Below are 18,527 nucleotides of genomic sequence, written 5' to 3'. Positions count from 1 at the left end.
AAGGAGACCTTGCGATGTCCGACACCATCTTCCACAAGATCATCCGTCGCGAAATCCCGGCCGATATCGTCTATGAGGACGAGCACCTGATCGCGTTCCGCGACATCGCGCCGCAGGCGCCGGTGCACGTGCTGTTCGTGCCCAAGACCCCGATCGCCACGCTCAACGACGTGCAGCCCTCGCAAGCGGAGGTCGTCGGTAAGCTCACGGTCGCGGCCGCCGATTACGCCAAGCGCGAAGGCTTTGCCGAAGACGGCTATCGGGTGGTGATCAATTGCAACGCCAATGCCGGGCAAACGGTGTTCCAACTGCACCTGCATCTGCTCGCAGGCGCCCCGCTGGGGCGTTTCGGCACGCCGAAATGACAACGCCCGGGATGGCCCGGGCGCTGCTCCGTACGAAGGTTGGGGTCATTTACCACCAGCCCCACCACGGCCACGGTGCTGGCCGCGTGACCACGTCGACGCGTTCGCGGATCGGCCACAGGTAGACCACGTCGGCGGCGACGCGCGGGAAGCGGTAGTCGTATTGACCAACCTGGCGGCTCTCGTAGCCGTCGATGCGCCCGGTGAAGGTGACTTCGCGGTTCACCTCGAACACAGCCGGATCGTAGAAGCCGGTGCGGCAGGCGATGAAGCGTCCGCCCGTGTCGTCGGCAGCCCAATACGGGCGGCCGAAGGTGCTGAGTTTGGTCGAGATCATCTCGAAACAGGTCCGGTTGGCCTGCGGCTCGGTGCGGACAATGCGGCCGCCCCAGCGCACTGCCGCGCCGGTGCTGTCGTTGGCGGTGGCGTCGCGCGGTGTGATCTCCGCGAATTCGCCCTGCAGCGGTTTTGGTTGCGAGGCGCAGGCGCTGAGCAGGGTTGCAGCGATGGCGAGTGCGGGAATACGGAAGTTCATGTCAGGCCTCCCGGTTTGGTCGATGTGCGCGCAGATCGCGAACCAGGCTACGGGCCACGGCCGATCCGCCAGTGGATGCAGCGTAGCGCCATTCGGCGAAACGCGCGCTGAGCGCCGCAAGCGCGGTAGCCTGCGGTCGTGCCTGCAGCACTCTCGTCGCCCAGTCGCCGGCCGGTTCGTGTGGTCCACGACCAAGGCCGAGCTTTGCGTAACGCGCACCAAGTCGATGCCAGGCACGCAGCACCGGATCGGGTTCGCGCGCCTCGCGCGTCACCAGCCACAGTGTGACCAGCAGCGCGAGGATGGCGACCAGGGTGAAGACCAGCAGCAACTGTTGCGGATCGATGTTGTCGATGCCCAGCGGCCGCAGCATCTGGCGCTGGCGCGAGGCATTGAAGCCGAGCACGAAATCGTTCCAGCCGCGTCGCATCCAGTCGCCAATTTCGAAAATCGGCGTCAGCTGCGCCATCACTCCGCCGTCCGCGGCAACGCGATCGGCGAGAGTGTCGAACACGCGTTCAGGTGCGACCGCCGCAGTCGGATCGACCCGCGTCCAGCCACGCCGCGGCAGCCACACTTCGGCCCACGCATGTGCGTCGGAGCGACGCAGGAGCCAGTAATCGCCGATTGGATTGCGATGGCCGCCGACGTAGCCACCTACGACCCGTGCTGGGATGCCAGCGGCGCGCATCAGCACGACGAATGCAGAACTGAACTGTTCGCAGTAGCCGGCTTTCTCCGTGAACAGGAATTCGTCGACTGCATGGCGGCCGGCGATTGGCACCGCGAGCGTGTACGCGAACTCTGCGCGAATCCAGCTCAGCGCGCGCTGCACAATCGCCTGATCATTACTGCCCGCGTCGTTACGCCATTGCCGCGCCAAGGCCAGCGTGCGCGGGTTGAGGCCGGGTGGCAGTTCCAGCGCAATACGCTGCAGGTTGCGATTCAGTTGCGGCTCGAAGGCGACCGGAGGCGCGGATTGCATGCGCCAGCGGGACAACTCCGCCAGCGGTTTGCGCACGCGCAAGCCGTAGTCGCTGGTGAGAATGGTTCCTGCTGGTGCGTCGATCGGCAGATCGAGTGCGACAAGGTGGCGGCGGTCTGTCGGTTCGAGTTCGAGTTCGTAGTCCCAGCGCATGCGGCCAGGACGTACCGGGGGCACTGAGCTATGGAGTTGCCAGCCCGATTGTGACCACGTGCGGCCGTCGAAATGCAGCATGACTGGCCCGCGCCAGTACATCTGATCCTCACGCGGCACCGGCCCGAAAAAACGCACGCGCGCCGCAGGGGTATCGTCGGTGAGCATCTCGGCCCATTGCCCGGGACTCATGCTGTCCGATAACCCGGGTCGCGCCTGCGCGCGTTCCGGTACACCCCACAGCGGTGCGGCCATGCGCGGGAACAGCCAGAACGCGGCCAGCGCCAACGGCAAGCCGATGGCGAGCATGCGTCCCACGACCATCAAGCGTCGCCATATCGGCAACGGCCGTTGGCCATCGCCGGATTCGAGCTCGGCCAAGCGCTGCAACGCGGCCAACGCCAGTGCCACCGCGAGCAGGCCGAGCAGTAGCGACAGTGGCCCCTGATCGAGCAGGAACGTGGCGAAAGGCGCGTACAGCGCGAACCCGACCAGACTGCGCGCATCGCGTAGGCCGACGGTTTCCGCAGGCTTGATCGCCAACATCGCTGCGAGCATGGCGCAGCCGGTATCGCGGCCGAAATTGACACCCATCACTGCCAGCACGCCTCCAACCGCTGCCAGCACCAGCAGCACGCGCAGCAAGGACGGCAGTGGTCGTCGCCAGGTCAGCACGGAGATGGCGAGTCCCGCTGCGCCTATCCCGATCGCCAGGCGTGGCTGCAACTGCAGCAACAACGGCAACAAGCACGCGCCGGCAGCGAGTAGGACCCAGGTGCGGCTGCGTTGATCCAACGTTGTGAGCGACCTAGCCATGTGGCATCAGTGCGAGCGCGCGCAGGCAAGCGTGGCGATGGGCCGGGCCCTGGCCGGGACCGAGCGCCGGGTGTGCTGGCAGATCGAGGCGATAGCGACGACCGTCGCGTTCGGCTTCGTCGACCCAGCGCGCGAGACGGCGGATGCGCGCTTCGTAATCCAGTCCGGTAAGCGTACGCCAGTCAAGCACGATGTCGGCCGCCAGCGGTTGCTCGTATTCGCGCACCAGCAGGCTGCCGTGCCGCGCCGATGGTTTCCACGCGATCGTGCGATGTGGATCGCCGCGACGGTATGCGCGCAGATGATGGACGTCGTCGCCAAGTGGATGCAGGCGTACCTGCGCCGCTTCGCCCTGGCCTTCCGGCAGTGGTGGGCCGTTCGGTTCTGGCGTGGGATAGACCAGCAATGGTTGCTCCGGCCAGACATAGGCCCAGGCGCGCACCAACCCGAGCGGACGTGTCGTGGAAATGCGGAGGCGAGGTACATCGAGCCAGCCGCGGCGCACGGTCGGCAACGCGAACTCGGCAACGCCGCTGCCGTTGTCGAGGGACAGTATCGCCTCGACATCGTCGTCATCGACGCGCAGGCCGCGACGTTCGCGCCCGCCTAATGCCCGTGCATGCAATCTCAATGGCAACGACATGCCGGCGGCGACCGGTTCGGCGCTGAGCGCGGTGAACTGCAGTCCGCTCAGTTGCAGGTGCGCGGCGAGCAGGCTGGTCTGCGCGGCGCCGAACAGCAGCAAGACCAGCAACAAGGCCGGGTTGTTGTTGTAGTTGAGTGCGCCTAGCGCCATCGCGCCCAGCAGCAGTCCGAAGAACAGACCGAAGCCAGTCGGGAGCACGTAGATGCGACGGCGATCCAGCAATACCGGAAACGCCTCCGGAGTCCGTGGGCGCACCCAGGTTTCGACACGCTTGCGCAGGTTGCGCCACCGCTTGCGCATGGTTGAGGCCGCCCTAGTCCACGGGCACCGCGTGCAGGATGCTCTTCGCGATGGCCGCGCCATCACCAGCATCGGTCTCTGCGGTCAGGCGATGCGTGGCCACCGCGGCGAACAGCGCCTGCACGTCTTCCGGGAGAACGTGCTCGCGCCCGAGCAGCAGTGCATAGGCGCGTGCCGCGCGCAGCAGCGCCAACCCCGCGCGTGGCGACAGGCCCACGCGCACATTGGCGTGACGGCGGCTGCGCGCCAGCAGTGCCTGCACATAACCGATCAGCGCTTCGCTGACATACACGTTGAGAACAGCCTCGCGCAGCGCGAGCACATCGCCAGTGCCGAGCAGCGGCGATGCCTGCGCGATCATGGCGCGGCGGTCGGTTCCGGCCAGCAGTTCGCGTTCGGCGTCCTCGCCGGGATAGCCGAGCGTCAGGCGCAATAGAAAACGATCGAGTTGCGAATCCGGCAACGGATACGTGCCGGCGAGATCAACCGGATTCTGGGTGGCGATCACGAAGAACGGATTCGGCAGCGCGTGCGTGGTGCCGTCGACCGTGACCTGGTGCTCGGCCATCGCTTCCAGCAATGCGCTCTGCGTGCGTGGGGGGGCGCGGTTGATCTCGTCGGCCAGCAGTACGTGGGCGAAGATCGGGCCGGGGTGGAACTCGAACCGCCGCGCCTGCGCATCGAACACCGACACACCGAGGATGTCGGCGGGCAGCAGATCCGAGGTGAACTGCACGCGCTGGAAGCCCAGCCCGAGTGTCGCGGCCAGCGCATGCGCCAGGGTGGTCTTGCCCAGGCCAGGCAGGTCCTCGATCAGCAGGTGGCCGTCGGAAAGCAGGGCGACGAAGGCCAGGCGCACTTCCTGCGGCTTGCCCAGCACAAGGGTATTCACCTGTGCCTCCGCGTCGCGCAGGGATGCGCGCAGCGTATCGGGTAGCATCTTCGCGGCTGGGAGTGCGGACATGGGACTCTCGCTGATCGATGCCCGAGTGTACGAGGACGCAGGCGCATGCGGAATGAGTACGAAGACATGACGGCGCAGCGATGGTTCCTGGGCCTGTGGGTTGCGGTCTGCCTGCTCAAGCTGCTGGTCGCGGCGCGCCTCCCGCTGTTCGTCGACGAGGCGTTCTATTGGCAGGAGGGCCGTCACCTCGCGGCCGCGTATTCCGATCTGCCGGGACTGACCGCGTGGCTGACGCGGCTTGGGGTGGCGATTGCCGGTGCGCACCCGCTGGCGCTGCGCGCACCGTTCCTGGTGTTGGCGGCGTTGGTGCCTTGGCTGGTGGTTTGGATCACCCGTCGCGAATTCGACGAACGCCAAGCCTGGCAGGCCGGCATGCTCGCACTGCTACTCCCATTGGCTGGCACGCTGGGCCTGCTGGCCTTGCCAGACGCCGCGATGGCGGTGGCGACCTTGCTTTGCGTCGATGCCGGGGCGCGGTTGTTGCGCCAGGTCGACGCGGGCGCCGCGCTGGAACTCGCCTTCGGCCTCGCCCTCGGCGCGCTCAGCCACTACCGTTTCATCGCCGTGATCGGCGTCGGCCTGGTCGCAATGCTTGCGTTGCCGGAAGGCCGGCGCGTGCTGCGCGATGTGCGGGTGTGGGTGGCGGTCGCGTTCGGTGCTTCGGCGTGGGCGCCGTTGGTGGCGTGGAATTTCGACAACGCCGATGCCGGCTTGCGCTTCCAGTTGATCGATCGCCACCCGTGGGCGTTCCACATCGATGGTTTGTGGTTCGTCGTCGTCCAGGCGCTGCTGGTCACGCCGTTGTTGTTCGCGGCATTGGCGCACGCGAGTTGGCGTGGCGTGACGGGCAGTGCCGTGGCGGCGCGTTATTTCGCCTTGCTCGGTGGACTAGTCGTGCTCGGCTTCTTCGGCCTCGGATTTTTCGCCGACGTGGAGCGGGTGAGCTTCCACTGGCCTTTGCCGGGTTATCTCGCCCTGCTGCCTTTGCTACCCGCGACGCTGGCGCAATGGCCGCGCTGGTTGCGGCGTGCGACGTGGGCGCTGGCGGCACTCGGCCTGGTGCTGCTGCTTGGCTATTACGCCGTGGTTTCCAGTGCCGATCTGCGCGCGCGTTTCGCCGCGCAGAAGTGGTACCCGGCCAATTTCGCGGGCTGGGATTCGCTTGCCGATGCGGTGCGCGCGCAACGCGCCACCATGCCGACGAATACGCGCATTGTTGCCGACAACTTCAAGATCGGCGCCGAACTCGGTTTCGCCCTGGACGATCCACGCATTGCGGTGCTTGATCATCCGCTCAATCGCAAGCACGGCCGCGCGCCGCAATTGCACTTGTGGCGACTGGAAAGCAGAGGCCGTCGCGACTGGGGCGAGGCGCCGGTATTACTGGTGGTCGGTGCCAGCGAAGTCGAATACAAGAACCTGCTCGCGCACTACCACGCGCTGTGCCGCAAAGTCGGGCCACTGCCGCCGCCGCGCGTGGTCAATATCGACCATGGCCGCCAACGCTTCCTGTTGTTCGCGCTGGATGGGGAATCGCCGCAAGCCGCGTGCACTGCACCGGCGATGGCGTATATCGACACGCCGTTACCTGGCGTGCGCATCGGTCGCACGTTCGATGTGCAGGGCTGGGCGTTCAAGGATGGCGTTGGCTTGCAGCGGGTCGAGGTCACCCTCGATGGCACAGTCGTCGCGCAAGCCGAATATGGCCTGTCCAGTCCAGGCACGGGGGCGTACTGGAAAATATCGAATGATCCGAATCATCCCTACGTCGGCTTCGGCGCCCAGGTGAAGGCTGGCGAGGTCGCGCCTGGGCGGCACTGGCTCGGGCTCCGCCTGCACGGGCGCGATGGCAGCGTCGAAGACTGGCCCGAGCAGCCATTGCGCGTGGTCGACAGGCCCTAGGCGGCGTCAGGGCAGCAAATACCCCGCCTGCCGCAACAGACGGGCGGTGGCGATCAAGGGCAGGCCGATCAACGCAGTCGGGTCGTGCGATTCGATCGCGTCGAACAGCGTGATGCCCAGGCCCTCCGACTTGAAGCTGCCGGCGCAGTCGAATGGCTGCTCGGCGTCCACGTAACGCTCGATCTCCGCGATATCGAGCGCACGAAAGCGCACGGTCGTCGTGTCCATCGCCGTGAAGCGGATGTCATCGCGCAACACGCAGACCGCCGTATGGAAGGCGACCGCATGTCCCGACATCGCCTGCAGTTGCGCGATCGCGGCCTCACGGCCACCGGATTTGCCGAGCGCGGCACCAGCCAGATCCGCGACCTGGTCCGAACCGATCACCCAGGCATCAGGTGCCTGCGCAGCGATTGCCGCAGCCTTGGCTAGCGCCAATCGCTGCGCCAGTGCAGTCGGATTTTCGCCGCGCAAGGCCGATTCGTCGACGTTGGGACGGGCGACGTCGAATTCGAGCCGCAGCCGTGTCAGCAACTCGCTCCGATAGCGCGAAGTCGAGGCCAGGATCAGTGCGGGCATCCCGTTCACGAGCAGACCGTTCAAGCCAGTGGCGCCCGGGCACGCTCAATCTGCGTCAGTTGCTGATCGAGACGCAGCCGCGCGTCGTCGAACGACGCTCGCACTTTGTCCAGTTCGACCAGGCTGGCGGTGGCGCCGTGCTGCTGCAACCATAGGCGCTGGCGCAGCATTTCGCGCATCGCAATCCGTACCGGGTCGGCCTCATCGCCGGCCACCGCTTCGATCTCGGCCCGGGCGGTGCGCAGGCGGGCTTCCAGGATGTCGGCGGCATCCAGCAGTTCACGCACCGCGCGTTCGCGCCGGTTGCTGCGGCCACGAAAGGCGAAGGCGAGGACAGCCGCGGCGACCGCGACGAGCAGCAGGAGCAGGATGGCGGTCACGCGCGACACCGGGCAGGAATTCCCGGCAGTCTGCCGCGGCAGCCCGGGGCGCGGCAAATTGATGGCGTGAATGCCTGAATGGGCACCGCATTTCGAGCCAGATCAAGGGTTTTGCTGGCTTCACGGTTTGACAGGGGCCGGGGCGGGGCCTAACATTCCGCGGCTTATGTCCGCTGATTTATCTGCAACCCGGCTGCCCGAGGTGCTGGACGCCTGGCGCATGGTGGCGGCGCGGCGCGGTTTCGAGGCTGTGCTGCCGCTGGCGTCGATGACGCGGCTGCGGGACAGCTTGATGGATACGGAAGGCGATGTGCGCGTGGCGATCGAGTTCGATCGAGATGCGTTGCAGGTGTCTTACGTCGAGTTGCGGATCGAAGCGGAACTGCCGTTGGAATGCCAACGCAGCCTGCAACGGTTCCTGTACCCGGTGCGGTTGGTACAGCGACTGGGCTTGATCCGTGATGAGGCGGACGAGGCCGGGTTGCCAGAGGATTACGAGTCGCTGCTGCTGCCGGAAGACGGCGTGCTGCGGCCGGCGGAACTGGTCGAGGATGAATTGATCCTCGCCATCCCGGTGGTCCCGGCAGCGCCGGGTACCGAGGCGATGGAGCGGGACTGGCCGGCGACCGCCGACGAGGAAGCTGCAAGCAATCCCTTCGCTGCCCTGGCGGCGTTGAAACCGAGCAAAGATTGAAGCGTCACCGCGTCATCCAATTACGAAGTTATCGAATTAGTCGTTACTGAATTGAAGCTGGAGCAATCCCATGGCTGTGCAGAAATCCCGTGTTTCCCCGTCCCGCAAGGGCATGCGTCGCGCGCATGACGCCCTGAGCGCCAAGCAGTTGTCGACCGATCCGACCACCGGCGAGACCCACCTGCGTCACCACGTGACCCCCGACGGTTTCTACCGCGGCAAGAAGGTCATTGCGACCAAGACCAAGGTCGTCGAAGAAGATTGATTGTTATTCCGGCAAGAGCGCCGGAGTAACTCTCGCCGTTGAAGCGGCTTGCGCCGCTTAACGCCGAGCGAAAAATCGGACGTGCGTTGCCGCAAGGACGCCATCGCGTGCCGGACCTTCGTGATCGTCTATCGGCAGGACAGGCATGACTCAAGTCTTTTCGCGTATCGCTGGCACTGGTAGTTACCTGCCGGAAAAGGTGCTGACCAACGACGATCTTTCGAAGATCGTCGATACCAGCGACGAATGGATCCGGACCCGCACCGGTATCCGCGAGCGTCACGTCGCCGCCGAAGGCGAGACCACGAGCGATCTCGCTTACCACGCCTCCGTGCGTGCGCTCGAAGCTGCTGGCGTCGATGCGAAGGATCTCGATCTGATCGTGTTGGGCACGACCACGCCCGACCTGATCTTCCCCTCGACCGCATGCCTGCTGCAGCACCGCCTCGGTGCCGACGGCTGCGCGGCGTTCGATGTCAATGCGGCCTGCTCGGGTTTCATCTTCGCGCTGACCGTCGCCGACAAGTTCATCCGTTCCGGTGCCGCCAAGACCGTGCTCGTGGTTGGTTCGGAAACGCTGACCCGCATGGTCGACTGGACCGAACGTACCTCGTGCGTACTGTTTGGCGACGGCGCGGGTGCAGTCGTACTCAAGGCGGACAGCGAGGCTGGCATCCTCAGCACGCACCTGCATGCGGACGGCGGCAAGAAGGAATTGCTGTGGAACCCGGTCGGTGTCTCGGTCGGCTTCAAGCCGGAAGAGCCGAACTGCGGCGTGCGCATCAACATGAGCGGCAACGATGTCTTCAAGTACGCGGTCAAGGCGCTTGATTCCGTTGTCGAAGAAACACTCGAGGCCAACGGCCTCGACCGTCATGACATCGACTGGTTGATCCCGCACCAGGCCAACCTGCGCATCATCGAAGCCACCGCCAAACGGCTCGACATGCCGATGGATCGCGTGATCGTCACTGTCGACAGGCACGGCAACACCTCCTCGGGCTCGGTGCCGCTAGCGCTGGACGAAGCGGTGCGTTCGGGCAAGATCCAGCGCGGGCAGTTGCTGCTGCTGGAAGCCTTCGGCGGCGGCTTCACCTGGGGTGCGGCGCTGCTGCGCTACTGATTGGCCACATGAAGTCTTCACGCAACGCCTCCGATCATCGGAGGCGTTGTCGCATCAGGCGTTTCAAACGCCAGCTATACGCGGCGGTACAGACGCCCGGGGGCATCGCCCCGTATCATTCGCGCCCCGGCTTTCGAGAAGCTCGCCACAGGATCGTCGATGACCACCTCGTCCTCGCTTGCTTTCGTTTTCCCCGGCCAGGGTTCGCAATCGCTCGGGATGCTCGCCGAACTGGGGGAGTTGCATCCGCTGATCCGCGAGGCTTTCGCCGAAGCCAGCGATGGCGCCGGCGTCGACCTGTGGGCGCTGTCGCAGGGCGGCCCGGAAGAAATGCTCAACCGCACCGAATACACCCAGCCGGCGCTGCTCGCCGCGGGCGTAGCGGTGTGGCGACTCTGGCAACAGCGGGGAGGCACGCTGCCGGCCATGCTGGCTGGCCACAGCCTCGGTGAATATTCCGCATTGGTCGCTGCAGGTGCGTTGTCGTTGAAGGATGGCGCGCACCTGGTGCGCCTGCGCGGACAGCTGATGCAGGATGCCGCTCCCACCGGTACGGGCGCGATGGCCGCGGTGCTCGGCGCCGAAGATGCCCTGGTGCAGGAAGTCTGCAAGGAAGTTTCCGGGAGCGAAGTCGTGGTGCCGGCCAATTACAACTCGCCCGGTCAGATCGTGATCGGCGGACATGCTGCTGCGGTCGATCGCGCCCTGGCGCTGCTGGGCGAACGTGGCGTGCGCAAGGCCGTGAAGCTTGCCGTCAGCGTGCCCTCGCACACCCCGTTGATGCGCGAGGCCGCCAATCGCCTGTCCGAGGCCATGTCGGGCTTGGCCTGGCACGCACCGAAGCTACCTGTGGTGCAGAACGTCGACGCCGAAGTGCACGACAGCACGCAGGCAATCCGCGACGCGCTCGTGCGCCAGCTTTACCTGCCAGTGCAATGGACCGGTTGCGTGCAGGCGCTAGCCGCGCGCGGCGTCACCCGCATCGCCGAATGTGGCCCGGGCAAGGTGCTGGCCGGCCTAATCAAGCGCATCGACAAATCGTTGGATGCGCGCGCGCTCGGTACGCCGGGTGAATTCGAAACGGCAATCGAAGAATGGAAGAATTTATGAGCCACGACTTGTTGAAAGGCGAAATCGTCCTCGTCACCGGCGCCAGCCGTGGCATCGGGGCGGCCATCGCCGACGAACTGGCCGCGCAGGGCGCGACCGTCATCGGTACTGCGACGTCCGAATCCGGCGCGCAGGCGATCGGCGAACGACTGAAGCCGACCGGCGGCCATGGCCGCGTGCTCGATGTCGCCGATGGCGCTGCGGTCGAAGCGCTGATCGAGGACATCGCCAAGGAATTCGGCCCGGTTTCGATCCTGGTCAACAATGCCGGCATCACCCGCGACAACCTGTTGATGCGGATGAAGGACGAAGACTGGCAGGCGATCCTCGACACCAACCTCACCAGCGTCTATCGCACCTCGAAGGCAGTGATGCGCAGCATGATGAAGGCCCGCAAGGGCCGCATCATCAACATCGCTTCGGTGGTCGGCGTCACCGGCAACGCGGGACAGGCCAACTACGCCGCGGCGAAGGCGGGGATCATCGCCTTCAGCAAATCCCTGGCGAAGGAAATCGGTTCACGTGGCATCACGGTGAATGTCGTGGCGCCAGGCTTCATCGATACCGACATGACAAAGTCGCTGCCGGAATCCGCGCGCGAGGGCCTGATCGGCCAGATCGCGCTGGGCCGCCTTGGCGAACCGGCCGACATTGCCCGCGCGGTCGCGTTCCTGGCCGGTCCCTCGGCCGCCTACATCACCGGCGAAACCCTGCACGTCAACGGCGGCATGTACATGCCCTAAGCGTCTGAACCACAAGGGCTTGCGCGTGCGTGCGCGGGCGGCCCGGCTTTCCCTTACACTATCCATCTGAACAGCCTCCCGGGAGGAGCGAGTACCCATGAGCAGCATCGAAGAACGCGTCAAGAAGATCGTGATCGAACAACTGGGCGTCAAGGAAGAGGAAGTCACCAACAGCGCTTCGTTCGTCGACGATCTCGGCGCCGACTCGCTCGACACCGTCGAGCTGGTGATGGCGCTCGAAGAAGAGTTCGAGTGCGAGATCCCGGACGAAGAAGCCGAGAAGATCACCTCGGTGCAGCAGGCGATCGATTACGTCAAGGCTCACGTCAAGGCCTAAGCCTTGCGTGATGCGTAGCAAGCCGGGGCCGCATACGCGGCCCTGTGCATTTGTGTGAGTGCAGGGCCGCCGTCGTGCGGCAAACGGGTCAGGAGTCGTCATGTCCAAGCGTCGCGTTGTGGTCACTGGTCTCGGCATCGTCTCGCCGTTGGGCAACGATCTGGCCAGCAGCTGGGATGGCATCGTCAACGGCCGCTCCGGCGTTGGTCCGATCACCCATTTCGACGCCTCCGGTTTCACCACGCGGATCGCCGGTGAAGTGCGCGATTTCGACGTCACCAAGTGGGTGTCGACGAAAGACGCGAAGAAGATGGATGAATTCATCCATTACGGTGTCGCCGCCTCGCTGATGGCGATGCAGGACGCCGGCCTGACCGTCGATGATTCCAATGCAGAACGGATCGGGGCGCTGATCGGTTCCGGCATCGGTGGCCTGCTCGGTATCGAGGAGCAGACCGGCAAGTACCTCGAGGGCGGCCCGCGCAAGATCTCGCCGTTCTACGTGCCGAGCACGATCATCAACATGCTGCCGGGCCAGATCAGCCTGCTCACCGGCATCAAGGGCCCAAATTTCTCCGCGGTTTCGGCCTGCGCCACCTCGAACCATTCGATCGGCATGGCGATGCGCATGATCCAGTATGGCGACGCCGACGTGATGGTCGCCGGCGGTGCCGAACGGGGTTCGACGCAGACGTCGGTCGGTGGCTTCTGCTCGATGAAAGCCATGTCCACGCGCAACGACGACCCGACCCGCGCCTCGCGGCCCTGGGACAAGGACCGCGATGGCTTCGTGCTCGGCGACGGCGCCGGCATCCTGGTGTTGGAGGAGTACGAATACGCCAAGGCCCGCGGCGCGCGCATCTATTGCGAGCTCGCCGGGTTCGGTGCCAGTTCCGACGCTTTCCACATGACCGCGCCCAGCGAGAACGGCGATGGTCCGGCACGCTGCATGGCGGTCGCGTTCAAGGACGCGGGCATCAATCCCGACCAGGTCGAATACCTCAACGCGCACGGCACTTCGACGCCGCTCGGCGACGTCGCCGAAACCCTGGCGATCAAGCGTGCGCTCGGCGACCACGCCTACAAGACCATGGTCAGCTCGACCAAGTCGATGACCGGCCACTTGCTTGGCGCCGCCGGAGGCGCCGAGGCGATCTTCTCGGTGATGGCGCTGCAGACCGGCATCATCCCGCCGACGATCAACCTCGATCAGCCGGGCGAAGGTTGCGACCTGGACTACGTGCCGAACGTCGCGCGCGAGAAGAAGATCGACATCGCCGTCTCCAACGGCTTCGGCTTCGGCGGCACCAACGGCACGCTGGTGTTCCGCAGGCTCTGACAAGACCACTCTGATGCGAGGACGAGCGCATGCTCGTCACCAGACCACTCGTCCCCGACTTCGACCTGCTGGCGCTGCACCGGCTGGCGCCTGCGCGCTATCCGGTGCTGTTGGAATCCGCTGCGGGTGGCGCGCAAGGGCGCTGGGACTTGTTGCTCGCCACCAATGGCGAGTCTCTGCAGCTTGATGCCGATGGCGTGACGCGTGATCACGCCAGGATCGCGGTTGAGGGCGACTTCCTCGCCGCACTCGATGCGCAGTGGCAATCGCAGCGCATCTCGCGGGAAGAACCGCGTTGGCCCTTCCGCGGCGGTTGGGCCTTGTTCCTTGGGTACGAACTTGCGGCGCAGGTCGAGCCTGTACTGCGCTTGCCGATTGCGCCCGGCAACTTGCCGGTGGCGATGGCATTGCGTTGCCCCGCTGCGGTGTTGCGCGATCACGCGACCGGCGAATGCGTGGCGTTGGCCGAAGTCGGGCAGGAGGCGTGGCTCGATTGCATCGTCACCGACCTCGATGCCGCACGCAGCTTGCCCGAGTTGCCGCAGTGGCGTGGACCGCTGCAACTTGCAGAAGACGAGCCGGCGCGTTTTACCGACGGTGTCGTCCGCGTCCTCGATTACCTCGCTGCGGGCGATGTTTTCCAGGTGAACCTTTCGCGCGGTTGGCAGGCACGCTTCGATGCGCCGCTCGACCCCACCACATTGCACATGCGCCTGCGTGCAGCGAATCCGGCGCCGTTCGCGGGCCTGTTCGCGGGTGATGGCTGGGCAGTGGTGAGCTCCTCGCCGGAACGCCTGGTTTCCGTACGCGGCGACGTGGTCGAAACGCGGCCGATCGCCGGTACCCGGCCTCGCTTCGTCGGCGATGACGATGCCGCGCGCATCCGCGAACTGGTCGGCCACCCCAAGGAGCGCGCCGAGCACGTGATGCTGATCGATCTCGAACGCAACGATCTCGGCCGCGTCTGCACGCCGGGCAGCGTCGAAGTCGACGAGTTGATGACGGTCGAAAGCTATGCCCACGTCCACCACATCGTCAGCAACGTGCGCGGTCGCCTGCGCAACGATGCCACGCCGGGTGCAGTGATCCGCGCGGTGTTCCCGGGCGGCACCATCACGGGCTGCCCGAAGGTGCGCTGCATGCAGATCATCGCCGAGCTGGAAGGCGCGGGCCGTAGTGCCTACACCGGCGCGTTCGGTTGGCTCAACCGCGATGGCGACCTCGATCTCAATATCCTGATCCGCAGCGCCGAGGTCGAAGCGGACACACTGCGCTTCCGGACCGGCGCCGGCATCGTCATCGATTCCGATCCGCAACGCGAATTGGACGAAACCCGCGCCAAGGCGCGGGGGATGTTGCGGGCGCTAGGAGTCGAGTCATGAGCGCGCGCATCTTCGCCGGCACGACCCAGGTCGATGCGATTCCCGCCGATGACCGTGGCTTCGCCTACGGCGACGGCCTGTTCGAAACCATGCGCGTGCATCGCGGCGTCGTGCCGTGGTGGGATGCGCATTGGGCACGGCTCGCACGAGGGGCACAACGGTTGCGGCTCGACTTGCCGGCCCGTGCCTTGGTCGAGAAGCACGCCACGGAATTGTTCGCCGATGCCGCCGATGGCGTGCTGAAGCTGATCCTTACCCGGGGCAGCGGTGGGCGCGGGTATGCACCGCCAGTGGACGCAATGCCGACGTGGGTGTTGTCGCGACATCCCTTGCCTCCGGTGCAGCGTGCAGGCGGATTGGTGCTGCGCTGGTGCGACACGCGCCTCGCACTGCAGCCTGCATTGGCCGGGCTCAAGCATTGCAACCGGCTGGAACAGGTACTGGCGCGCGGCGAATGGGACGATCCAGCGGCCCTGCATCGGGATGCAGACGAAGGCCTGATGCGCAGCATCGAGGGGGACGTGGTCTGTGCGACCGCCGCCAATCTCTTCGTGCTGCACGATGGTCAGTGGCGCACGCCACAGATCGACCGCTGTGGCGTGGCCGGCATCTGCCGCGATTGGGTACTGCACGAAATCGGTGCCGAGCAGGCACGTCTATCTGTGACGGACGTCGAAACCGCCGACGCGCTTGTCCTGTGCAACGCGGTGCGCGGTATCCTCGGCGTAGCGCGGCTGGGTGATCGCGCGTGGTCGCCACATCCGGCGGTGGCCACATTGCGTCGGCAACTGGCGGCGGCGAACCCGGCCTTTACCGAAACTGCGGAGGATGCGTGAGTCGTAGCCGTCGACGCCGGCGTCGTGCCGGGGGAATGTCCAAACTCATCTTCGTGCTGCTGCTGGCTGCGCTCGCCGCCGGTGGCTGGTGGATATGGCAACGCTACAGCGGCTTCGCCGATGCGCCGCTGTCCGGGCTGGAGCCCGGCGAAACCCTGGTCGTCGAGTCCGGCGACTCCTTTGCCGGCGTGCTTGCCAAATTGCGCGCGGCGGGTGTGCGTGAAGGCGAGAAGCTCGAATGGCAGGTGCTGGCCCGGCAACTCGGCGCCGCAGGCAAGTTGCAGGTCGGCGAGTACGCGCTGGCACCGGGAATGACACCGCGGCAAGTCCTGCTGGCGATGCGCGACGGCAAGGTGATCAGCCATCGTTTCACCATCGTCGAAGGCTGGAACATCCGCGAGCTGCGCGCGGCATTGGCGAAGGCCTCGCCGCTGGAACACGACACTGCCTCGATGACCGATGCGACCCTGATGCAGGCATTGGACCATGCTGGCCAGCATCCGGAAGGCCGCTTCCTGCCCGAGACTTATGTTTACACCCGCGGCGATAGCGAACTCGATGTACTCAAGCGCGCCAATGGTGCGATGGAAACGGCGCTCGAAGCGGCCTGGTCCCAGCGCGCCGCGGACACGCCGCTGAAATCGAAGGAAGAGGCGTTGATCCTCGCCTCCATCGTCGAAAAGGAGACCGGCATCGCCGAAGAGCGGCCACAGATTGCCGGCGTCTTCGCGCGCCGCCTCAAGATCGGCATGCGCCTGCAGACCGATCCGACCGTGATCTACGGCATGGGCGCGGCCTACGCAGGCAATATCCGTAAGAACGACCTGCTTGTGGACACGCCGTACAACACTTACACCCGCACTGGCTTGCCGCCGACGCCGATCGCGATGCCTGGCATCGACGCGTTGCGTGCCGCGGCCAATCCAGCTGCAGGAGATGCGCTGTATTTCGTCGCGCTCGGTGACGGCAGTGGACGTCACGTGTTCACAAGTTCACTCGGCCAGCACGAGGCCGCGGTGCGCGAATACATCCAGCGCTATCGCCAGCAGCAGCGCCAGGCGCAATGACTGGGTTGATCGCACAAGCGCGGCTGGTCACGCTGGAAGGCGGCGAGGGCGTCGGCAAGACCACGGTGCTGAATTCGCTGCGTGATGCCTTGCAATCGTCCGGTATGGAAGTCGTGTGCACACGCGAACCCGGCGGTACGCCGCTGGCAGAGCAGATCCGCAACCTGTTGCTGGACACCCATCACGAAGTACCCGCATTCGAGACCGAATTGCTGCTGATGTTCGCCGCGCGTGCACAGCACGTCCGCGAGACGATCCTACCGGCGCTGCAGCGCGGTGCGTGGGTGCTCAGCGATCGCTTCACCGATTCAAGCTACGCATATCAGGGCGGCGGGCGCGGTCTCGATGCTGCATTCATTGCCGAACTGGAACTCCGCGTCGTCGGCATCCAGCCAGGCCTCACCCTGTTGCTCGACCTGGGCGTGTTGCAGGGTCGCGACCGTACCCGAGGACGCGACCTCGCGGGTCATGGTCCCGACCGGATCGAGCGCGAGCGCGACGAGTTCTTCGAACGCGTGCGTGCGGCTTACCTGTCCCGCGCCGCGGCCGAGCCGCAGCGTTTCCGCGTGATCGATGCCACGCCTCCGGCGGATGTTGTCGCCGCGCAGGCAGTTGCATACTTGCGTGCGCACATGGACAGCGTGCAATGACGGCCTTCTCACCTTGGCAACAACGCGCCTACATCCATGTTGCCGCCGCACTCGACAGTGGCCGGCTTGGCCATGGCCTGCTGATATGCGGTCCCACCGGGCTGGGCAAGCGCGCCGTGGCCGAACGTCTCGCACAACGCTTGCTGTGCCGCGAGCGCAGCGCCGACGGCGAACCCTGCGGCCACTGCCGCAGTTGCCAACTGTTCGCTGCCGGCACGCATCCGGACTTCACCGTCATCTCGTTCATCCCGAACAAGGAAGGAACGCGGCTCCGCACCGAGATTGTCATCGAACAGGTCCGTGAACTCTCCGCGCGCATGGCGTTGACGCCGCAATACGGTGGTGCGCAGGTGGTGATCCTCGATCCCGCCGACGCGATCAATCATGCCGCTTGCAATGCCCTGTTGAAGACGTTGGAAGAGCCGCAGCCCGGCCGCTACCTATGGCTGCTCAGCGCCCATCCTGCACGCCTGCCGGCGACGATCCGCAGCCGGTGCCAGCGGCTGGAATTCAAGTTGCCGCCACATGAGGAAGCACTGGCCTGGCTGCGTGCGCAAGGCCATGCGCAATCCGCCGCGGACGAAGCACTCGACGCCGCACGCGGGCATCCCGGCCTTGCCGATGCCTGGCTGCGCGGCGACGGACTGGCGTTGCGACGCCAGGTCGCTGCGGATTTGAGCAAACTCGAACGCGGCGAACTCGGCGTGGTCGAAACCGCCCAAGCATGGGTGGCCGACGATCACGCCGAATTGCGTCTTCGTCATGCAGCGGACTTGGCTTTATCGATGGCCGCGCGCGGCTTGACCGATCCGCTGCGAACCCGCAGGCTGGCCACGTGGTTCGATTCGGCCAACCGCACGCGTGATCTATTGCGGACCACGGTGCGCGCCGATCTGGCGGTGGTGGAACTGTTGCTGGCGTGGCGCGCGGGTGCGCGTGCCCAGATGGCGCAAGGGGGGTAGTGCATGACCGGAGTGGCAGGAGCGGGCGGCGCACGGCAGGGCATCCTGTCGCTGGCGATCAAGGACAAGGCGGCGCTCTACAACGCCTACATGCCATACCTGAAAACCGGCGGCATCTTCGTGCCGACGCCGAAGCGCTACTTCCTCGGCGATGAAGTCTTCCTGCTGCTGACCTTGCTGGAAGAAAAGGACCGTCTCCCGGTCGCCGGCAAGGTGGTCTGGGTCACGCCGCCCGGCGCACAGGGCAACCGTACTGCCGGCATTGGCGTCCAGTTCGCCGACAGCGCCGAGGGCGAAGCGGTGAAAGGGAAGATCGAGGCGATCCTGGCCGGCACGTTGAACGCGGACAAGCCGACGCACACGATGTAAGTGTTATCCGGCCGACTTCGCGGCG

Annotated in this window: 21 protein-coding genes; 15 read left to right on the top strand and 6 right to left on the bottom strand. The window is 65.7% G+C overall.

Annotated features, from left to right (window positions below):
• Positions 1–14 precede the first annotated feature (14 nt).
• Positions 15–365 carry a histidine triad nucleotide-binding protein gene (locus MO486_RS05860; protein WP_242905245.1) on the top strand — a complete coding sequence of 117 codons (351 nt, stop codon included), beginning with the start codon at positions 15–17 and terminating at the stop codon, positions 363–365.
• A 49-nt stretch (positions 366–414) separates the two neighbouring features.
• On the opposite strand, the gene MO486_RS05855 is transcribed toward MO486_RS05860, so the two are convergent.
• From MO486_RS05855 to MO486_RS05840, 4 genes are read right to left on the bottom strand one after another with little or no spacing between them, the layout of a single operon-like run.
• Positions 415–900, bottom strand: coding sequence for a Slp family lipoprotein (locus MO486_RS05855; protein WP_242905244.1), 486 nt, complete (start codon positions 898–900; stop codon positions 415–417).
• Position 901: 1 nt separating this feature from the next.
• On the bottom strand, positions 902–2,854 hold the full coding sequence (locus MO486_RS05850) for a DUF3488 and transglutaminase-like domain-containing protein (RefSeq protein WP_242905243.1): 1,953 nt from the start codon (positions 2,852–2,854) through the stop codon (positions 902–904).
• Positions 2,847–3,800 (bottom strand): DUF58 domain-containing protein, encoded by a 954-nt coding sequence (locus tag MO486_RS05845; protein WP_242905242.1) that lies wholly within the window; start codon positions 3,798–3,800, stop codon positions 2,847–2,849. The genes MO486_RS05850 and MO486_RS05845 overlap by 8 nt, the downstream gene beginning before the upstream one ends.
• 13 nt (positions 3,801–3,813) lie before the next feature.
• Positions 3,814–4,764, bottom strand: a complete 951-nt coding sequence (locus MO486_RS05840; protein ID WP_242905240.1) for an AAA family ATPase — start codon at positions 4,762–4,764, stop codon at positions 3,814–3,816.
• Positions 4,765–4,830: 66 nt separating this feature from the next.
• Here MO486_RS05840 and MO486_RS05835 point away from each other — a divergent pair, with 66 nt between their 5' ends.
• A complete protein-coding gene (locus MO486_RS05835; protein ID WP_242905357.1) occupies positions 4,831–6,666 on the top strand; it encodes a glycosyltransferase family 39 protein in 1,836 nt (611 codons plus the stop codon).
• A gap of 6 nt (positions 6,667–6,672) precedes the next feature.
• Here MO486_RS05835 and MO486_RS05830 read toward each other — a convergent pair whose 3' ends face one another.
• Complete coding sequence (locus tag MO486_RS05830; protein ID WP_242905236.1) at positions 6,673–7,245, bottom strand: Maf family nucleotide pyrophosphatase; 573 nt, start codon at positions 7,243–7,245, stop codon at positions 6,673–6,675.
• Positions 7,246–7,265: 20 nt separating this feature from the next.
• On the bottom strand, positions 7,266–7,625 hold the full coding sequence (locus tag MO486_RS05825; RefSeq protein WP_242905234.1) for a hypothetical protein: 360 nt from the start codon (positions 7,623–7,625) through the stop codon (positions 7,266–7,268).
• A 166-nt stretch (positions 7,626–7,791) separates the two neighbouring features.
• On the opposite strand from MO486_RS05825, the gene MO486_RS05820 reads away from it, so the two are divergent.
• The 13 genes from MO486_RS05820 to MO486_RS05760 all read left to right on the top strand — a co-directional run bounded on the left by MO486_RS05820 (position 7,792) and on the right by MO486_RS05760 (position 18,502).
• Positions 7,792–8,319 carry a YceD family protein gene (locus MO486_RS05820; RefSeq protein ID WP_242905232.1) on the top strand — a complete coding sequence of 176 codons (528 nt, stop codon included), beginning with the start codon at positions 7,792–7,794 and terminating at the stop codon, positions 8,317–8,319.
• Positions 8,320–8,389: 70 nt separating this feature from the next.
• Positions 8,390–8,584 (top strand): 50S ribosomal protein L32, encoded by a 195-nt coding sequence (rpmF, locus tag MO486_RS05815; RefSeq protein WP_242905230.1) that lies wholly within the window; start codon positions 8,390–8,392, stop codon positions 8,582–8,584.
• Positions 8,585–8,729: 145 nt separating this feature from the next.
• Positions 8,730–9,707 carry a beta-ketoacyl-ACP synthase III gene (locus MO486_RS05810; RefSeq protein WP_242905228.1) on the top strand — a complete coding sequence of 326 codons (978 nt, stop codon included), beginning with the start codon at positions 8,730–8,732 and terminating at the stop codon, positions 9,705–9,707.
• 159 nt (positions 9,708–9,866) lie between these two features.
• On the top strand, positions 9,867–10,817 hold the full coding sequence (gene fabD / locus MO486_RS05805; RefSeq protein ID WP_242905226.1) for an ACP S-malonyltransferase: 951 nt from the start codon (positions 9,867–9,869) through the stop codon (positions 10,815–10,817).
• Positions 10,814–11,560, top strand: coding sequence for a 3-oxoacyl-ACP reductase FabG (fabG, locus tag MO486_RS05800; protein WP_242905224.1), 747 nt, complete (start codon positions 10,814–10,816; stop codon positions 11,558–11,560). The genes fabD and fabG overlap by 4 nt, the downstream gene beginning before the upstream one ends.
• A 97-nt stretch (positions 11,561–11,657) precedes the next feature.
• The gene (gene acpP / locus MO486_RS05795) at positions 11,658–11,897 is read left to right on the top strand and encodes an acyl carrier protein (RefSeq protein ID WP_242905223.1); all 240 of its coding nucleotides are present in this window, start codon (positions 11,658–11,660) and stop codon (positions 11,895–11,897) included.
• Between the two features lie 100 nt (positions 11,898–11,997).
• Complete coding sequence (gene fabF / locus MO486_RS05790; RefSeq protein WP_242905222.1) at positions 11,998–13,236, top strand: beta-ketoacyl-ACP synthase II; 1,239 nt, start codon at positions 11,998–12,000, stop codon at positions 13,234–13,236.
• A gap of 29 nt (positions 13,237–13,265) precedes the next feature.
• Complete coding sequence (locus MO486_RS05785; RefSeq protein WP_242905221.1) at positions 13,266–14,618, top strand: aminodeoxychorismate synthase component I; 1,353 nt, start codon at positions 13,266–13,268, stop codon at positions 14,616–14,618.
• Positions 14,615–15,454, top strand: a complete 840-nt coding sequence (gene pabC, locus MO486_RS05780) for an aminodeoxychorismate lyase (protein ID WP_242905220.1) — start codon at positions 14,615–14,617, stop codon at positions 15,452–15,454. The genes MO486_RS05785 and pabC overlap by 4 nt, the downstream gene beginning before the upstream one ends.
• 35 nt (positions 15,455–15,489) lie before the next feature.
• Positions 15,490–16,521, top strand: coding sequence for an endolytic transglycosylase MltG (mltG, locus tag MO486_RS05775; RefSeq protein ID WP_242905219.1), 1,032 nt, complete (start codon positions 15,490–15,492; stop codon positions 16,519–16,521).
• Positions 16,518–17,171 carry a dTMP kinase gene (gene tmk / locus MO486_RS05770; protein WP_242905218.1) on the top strand — a complete coding sequence of 218 codons (654 nt, stop codon included), beginning with the start codon at positions 16,518–16,520 and terminating at the stop codon, positions 17,169–17,171. The genes mltG and tmk overlap by 4 nt, the downstream gene beginning before the upstream one ends.
• Positions 17,168–18,133 (top strand): DNA polymerase III subunit delta', encoded by a 966-nt coding sequence (locus MO486_RS05765; protein WP_242905217.1) that lies wholly within the window; start codon positions 17,168–17,170, stop codon positions 18,131–18,133. The genes tmk and MO486_RS05765 overlap by 4 nt, the downstream gene beginning before the upstream one ends.
• A 3-nt stretch (positions 18,134–18,136) precedes the next feature.
• A complete protein-coding gene (locus MO486_RS05760; protein ID WP_242905216.1) occupies positions 18,137–18,502 on the top strand; it encodes a PilZ domain-containing protein in 366 nt (121 codons plus the stop codon).
• Positions 18,503–18,527 lie beyond the last annotated feature (25 nt).

Origin of the sequence: Lysobacter sp. CFH 32150, from assembly GCF_022758295.1 — a bacterium.
In the GTDB taxonomy this organism is placed as follows: Bacteria; Pseudomonadota; Gammaproteobacteria; order Xanthomonadales; family Xanthomonadaceae; genus CFH-32150.
This window is presented reverse-complemented; position numbering and strand designations above follow the sequence as displayed.